This is a genomic window from Sphingomonas bacterium, assembly GCF_028292945.1.
Classification (GTDB): Bacteria; Pseudomonadota; Alphaproteobacteria; order Sphingomonadales; family Sphingomonadaceae; genus Sphingomonas.
In genome coordinates this window covers 1-5,326 of record NZ_JAQGLJ010000085.1, presented here as the reverse complement: position 1 = coordinate 5,326, position 5,326 = coordinate 1, and the positions used below count along the sequence as shown (strand labels likewise).

Annotated in this window: 4 protein-coding genes; 1 reads left to right on the top strand and 3 read right to left on the bottom strand. The window is 67.9% G+C overall.

The genetic code is table 11. The annotated features are described in order from the left end of the window. From rpoD to JWN21_RS09880, 3 genes are all read right to left on the bottom strand, one after another. Positions 1-1,691, bottom strand: a 1,691-nt coding sequence (rpoD, locus tag JWN21_RS09890) for an RNA polymerase sigma factor RpoD (RefSeq protein WP_299649169.1), incomplete at its 3' end; no start/stop codon positions are given. Next, a complete protein-coding gene (dnaG, locus tag JWN21_RS09885; RefSeq protein ID WP_299649166.1) occupies positions 1,675-3,567 on the bottom strand; it encodes a DNA primase in 1,893 nt (630 codons plus the stop codon). The genes rpoD and dnaG, both read right to left, overlap by 17 nt. Positions 3,568-3,786: 219 nt before the next feature. Next, positions 3,787-4,242: a GatB/YqeY domain-containing protein gene (locus JWN21_RS09880; protein WP_299649163.1), complete on the bottom strand. Its 456-nt coding sequence runs from the start codon at positions 4,240-4,242 to the stop codon at positions 3,787-3,789. Positions 4,243-4,338: 96 nt separating this feature from the next. Between JWN21_RS09880 and carA the strand changes: the two genes are divergently transcribed. Next, on the top strand, positions 4,339-5,326 hold a 988-nt coding region (carA, locus tag JWN21_RS09875), incomplete at its 3' end, for a glutamine-hydrolyzing carbamoyl-phosphate synthase small subunit (RefSeq protein WP_299649160.1).

Here is a 5,326-nt window from a genome sequence, read left to right as displayed (position 1 = left end):
GCGATCTTCATCACCTTGCGAACCTTCTCGAGCGGCATGCTCAAGCGTTCCGCCATCTCCTCGGGCGTCGGCTCGCGGCCCTGCTCGTGGAGGAACTGGCGGCTGGTCCGCACCAGCTTGTTGATCGTCTCGATCATGTGGACCGGGATGCGGATCGTCCGCGCCTGATCCGCGATCGAACGCGTGATCGCCTGACGGATCCACCATGTCGCGTAGGTGCTGAATTTGTAGCCGCGGCGGTATTCGAACTTGTCGACTGCCTTCATCAGTCCGATGTTGCCCTCCTGGATCAGATCCAGGAACTGCAGCCCGCGATTGGTGTATTTCTTGGCGATGGAGATGACGAGGCGCAGGTTCGCCTCGACCATCTCCTTCTTGGCGATGCGCGCCTCGCGCTCGGCCTTTTGCACCGTGTTGACGATGCGACGGAACTCGGTGAGCGCCATGCCGGTCTGCTGGCTGATCTCCGCGATCTCGACACGGATGCGGTCGACGGCCTCGCCCTCGTTGGCGACGAATGCCGTCCACTTCTTGTCCAGCTTGCCGACCGCGACCAGCCAGGTGTCGTCCATCTCGTGGCCGACATAGCGGTCGAGGAAGTCCTTGCGGGGTACCTTGTGGCGTTCGGCCAGGCGCAGCATCTGTCCGCCCAGCGCGGTGAGGCGGCGATTGAAGGCGTAGAGCTGATCGACGAGATACTCGATCTTGCCGTTGTGAAACTGGACGCTCTCGACCTCGGCGGTCAGCTCTTCGCGCAGCTTCTGGTATTTGCGCTCGTCGCCACTGGACAGCTCGCCGCCGGCCGACATCGCGGCCAGGCGGGTCTGCTGGACCTTGGAGAACTTCTTGTAGATCGCCGTGATGTTGGCGAAGCGTTCCAGCGCGATCGGCTTGAGCTGCTCCTCCATTTGCGCGAGGGAGAGCGTGTTATCCTCTTCCTCGTCGTCGGACGGGCGCGGCGCACGGCGCTCGGTCAGCTCCTCCTCGTCGTCGTCAGCGGCCGGCGCTTCCTCGGGCTCTGCCTCTTCCTTGAAGCTGGTGCCGGCGGTCTTCTCGCTGATCTCGCCGCTGTCGTCCTCTTCGGCGCCCTCGACCTGCTCGGCCGACGGACCCTTTGAAAGCATGGCGTCGAGATCGAGGATCTCGCGCAGCTGCATCGTGCCTTCGTTAAGCTGGGTCGACCAGTCGATGATGGCATTGAAGGTGATCGGGCTTTCGCACAGCCCCAGGATCATCGTGTCGCGGCCCGCCTCGATCCGCTTGGCGATCGCGATCTCGCCCTCGCGCGACAGCAGCTCGACTGCTCCCATCTCGCGCAGGTACATGCGGACGGGATCGTCGGTGCGATCGACGACCTCCTTCTTCTTCTCGGGTGCAGGCCCGGTGTCCTGCTCGGCGTCGACCGTCTCGACCTCGTCCTCGGCCGCCTCTTCCTGCTCGCCGTCCTCGGCGGCCTCGTCGTTCTCGACGACGTTGATGCCCATCTCGTTCAGCGAGGACATGACGTCCTCGATCTGATCGGTGGTCATCTCGCCCAGCCCGGCGTTGAGCTGATCGATGGTGATGTAGCCACGCTTCTTGGCGCGCGCGATCAGCTTCTTCAGCTCCGCGTCGTTCAGGTCGAGCAGCGGCTGGTCGCCCCCGTCGGGAGCCTCGGCCGTGTCGGTCGCCATATTAGCCTTCGCTGCCATCAATCTTCCTTAGGCCCTCGACGCGGGCGTCTTCGTTCGCCTGACATAGGTTTGCAAGGCGCAATTCCAACGCCCCTTTCTCTTTCACCAGCGCCACTTGGCGTGCGAACGCTTCGTCGTCGAAGCGCTGCCGCATCGCCGCGGTCGCTTCCGCCAGCGCCGCATCCACTTCCGGCCCCGCGACCATGATCGCGATCGCCTCGTCCAGATCGGCCGCGGCGCGGGCCGGGTCGCCGCCGGCCTGGCAGAAGGAATAGGGCATGGAGTCGGCCCGGAGCAGCTCGGCGGCGATGCCGTCGAACCCGGACCTGGCCAATATGGTGCGCAGGCGCGCGCTATCAACCAGCTGGTCCTCGAGCGCCACGTCCACCACCGCCTCGAACAGCCGACCCAGCGCGCCGTCCGCGAGGCGCAAGGAACCCAGCACCTCCATGTGGCGCGCGATCTCGGCGGGGTGGCGGATCAGACCGGCGAGCACGGCCTTCGCCAGCACCCGGTCGATGCCGGCGGCGTGGACCGCCTTGGCGTCGGCGGTGACGGGGGCAGGGGGCTCCTTCCAGCCGCCTTTCGGGCGGGCACCCTTCTTGAACGGTTCGCGCGGCACGAAGGGGCGGCGGACCGGGGCGAACTGTGCGTCGAAGCGGCGGCGGAAGTCAGCGAGGTACTCCGCTCGCACCGACGGGTTGGCGACCGTCTGCGCGAGCTCGGTCAGGCGCTGGCGCAGGCCGGCGCGCTGTTCAGGCGTGTCGAGGGCTTGCGCGTTTAGCTCGCTGGACCACAGGCGCTGGACGAGTGGTTCGGCGGCGCGCAACACCGGCTCGATCGCGGCAGCACCGCCGGTCTGGACAAGGTCGTCGGGGTCTTGTCCGGCAGGCAGGGTCGCGAACTGGAGCGAGTGGCCGGGCTGAAGCAGGGGGAGGGCGCGATGCGCGGCGCGCAAGGCGGCCTTCTGCCCGGCCGCGTCGCCGTCGAAGCAGAGCAGCGGCACGTCCACCATCCGCCACAGCCGCTCCAGCTGCGCCTCCGTCAGCGCGGTGCCGAGCGGGGCCACCGCCTCGGCGATGCCGGCGCGGGCGAGGGCGATCACGTCCATGTACCCTTCCACCACGATGATGCGCGCGGTCTTGCGCGCGGCGGGAGCAGCGCGATCGAGGTTGTAGAGCGTGCGGCCCTTGTCGAAGAGCGGGGTGTCGGGGGAGTTCAGGTACTTCGGCTCACCGTCGCCGATCACCCGGCCGCCGAACGCGATGACGCGGCCGCGCGCGTCGCGGATCGGGATCATCAGGCGGCCGCGGAAGCGGTCGTATGGCTCCTTGCCCTCGACCTGGATCAGCAGGCCGGCCTCGACCAGCATGGCGTCGCCAAAGTCGCGCAAGGCGGTGCGGAGCTTGCCGCGCGTGTCGGGGGCATAGCCGATGCCGAACGCGCGGCGGGCTTTGTCGTCGATGCCGCGTCGGCCGAGCAGCTCGCGCGCCTCGCTGCCATCGAGCCCGCCGAGCTGTTGTTCGAACCAGTCGGCGGCGGCCTGCATCGCGTCGTGCAGCCCCTTGGCAGCTTCCGCGCGCTCGGCCGATTGCCGGTCCATCGCGGGCATCTCCATCCCGGCCGCCTGGGCGAGCTCCTTGACCGCATCGATGAAGGGCAGGCCGCGCTGGTCGGTCATCCAGCGAATCGCGTCACCATGCGCGGAGCAGCCGAAGCAATGGTAGAAGCCCTTGTCGTCGTTGACGTAGAAGGAGGGGGTCTTCTCGTTGTGAAACGGGCAGCAGCCGCGCATCTCGCGCCCGGCCTTGGTCAGCTTGGTCGTCTTGGCGATCAACGCGCTGAGCGAGGTGCGGGCGCGAAGCTCGTCGAGGAACTGCGGGGTGAGGGTCATTCTTCTCCCCCTCCCGCATGCGGGAGGGGGCTGGGGGGTGGGCCCGAGCGATCGGCAAGAGCCTCCGCCAGAATAGCCTCCAGAACGCCCTCTAGATTGTGGCTCAAGTCATTGTCCCAGAAACGCAGAACGCGGTCGCCGGCCTGCTCAGCCGATAGCGGGGCCCCACCCCCCGGCCCCCTCCCGCATGCGGGAGGGGGAGAGGAGCGTCGCCCTCACTCACCCCGCCAGCGCCGCTTTCACAAGGCCTGACGCCTTGCTCATGTCCAGCTCGCTCGCGTGGCGCGCTTTCAGCTCGGCCATGACGCGTCCCATGTCCTTCATGCCGGCAGCGCCGAGCTCCGCCTTGATCGTTTCGATCGCGGCGCGGGTCTCGCTTTCCGTCATCTGCGTCGGCAGGAAGCGTTCGATCACCGCGACCTCCTTCTCCTCTGCCTGCGCCAACTCCTCGCGGCCGCCCTTGCGGAACATCTCGATCGATTCGCGGCGCTGCTTGACCATTTTCTGCAGCACCTCGACCACCAAGGCGTCGTCGTCCGGCGCGGCGGACTGCGTGCGCGCCTCGATGTCGCGGTTCTTCACTGCCGCCTGAATCAGGCTGACGGCGTTGCGGGTGTCCTTGTCGCCTGCCTTCATGGCGGCGATCTGGGCGGCTTTGATGGTGTCTCGAATCATGGACAGGCCGATAGCATGGATTGACGTGAGCGGGGGGCGTCTCTAGCCAACGCCGCTTAGCGACATCGCTGTTCCAACCGGAGTGCCCGCCCGATCATGGCCGACGCCGCCTCTTCTCGCGCGCCTGATGGAGCCACCGGCGTGCTCGTGCTCGCGTCCGGCGAGGTCGTGTGGGGCCGCGGCTTCGGCGCGGAGGGCGTGGCGGTGGGCGAGGTGTGCTTCCACACCGCGATGACCGGCTATCAGGAAATCATGACCGACCCGAGCTTTGCCGGGCAGATCATCACCTTCACCTTTCCGCACATCGGCAATGTCGGCGCGAACCCGGACGACGTGGAGGCGGACGAGCCGCACGCGCTGGCGATGATCGTGCGCGAGGACGTGACCGCGCCGAGCAACTTCCGCGCGGTCGAGCGGCTGGACGGGTGGATGGCGCGGCATTCCCGGATCGGGCTGGCCGGAGTGGATACGCGGGCGCTGACGCGGCGGATTCGCGGCGGCGGTGCGCCGAACGGGGTGGTGGCGCATTCGGCCGCCGGCGAGTTCGACGTGCCGGCGCTGCTGGCGATGGCGCGCGGCTGGCCCGGGCTGGAGGGAATGGACCTCGCCAAGGAGGTGTCGACCGCGACGCATTATGGCTGGGAGGGCGGCGTCTGGCGGCTGGGGTTTGGCTATGGCGCGCACGAGGCTGGCGGCAAGCCGCACGTCGTCGCGATCGACTATGGCTCCAAGCACAACATCTTCCGCAACCTCGCACTCGCCGGCGCGCGCGTGTCGGTGGTGCCGGCGACCGCGTCGTTCGGGGACGTGATGGCGTTGGAGCCGGACGGGTTCTTTCTGTCCAACGGCCCGGGCGATCCCGCCGCGACGGGGGAGTATGCGGTGCCGGTGATCCGCGACATGCTGCGCACCGGCAAGCCGCTGTTCGGCATCTGCCTGGGGCATCAGCTGCTCGGGCTGGCGGTGGGCGCGACGACCACGAAGATGTTCCAGGGCCATCGCGGGGCGAACCACCCGGTCAAGCGACTGAGCGACGGCGCGGTCGAGATCACCAGCATGAACCACGGCTTTGCGGTCGAGCGCG

Bases quoted from the DNA above. Each gene is read 5' to 3' on its own strand.
- dnaG (WP_299649166.1), bottom strand. From the start codon at position 3,567: ATGACCCTCACCCCGCAGTTCCTCGACGAGCTTCGCGCCCGCACCTCG.
- JWN21_RS09880 (WP_299649163.1), bottom strand. From the start codon at position 4,242: ATGATTCGAGACACCATCAAAGCCGCCCAGATCGCCGCCATGAAGGCA.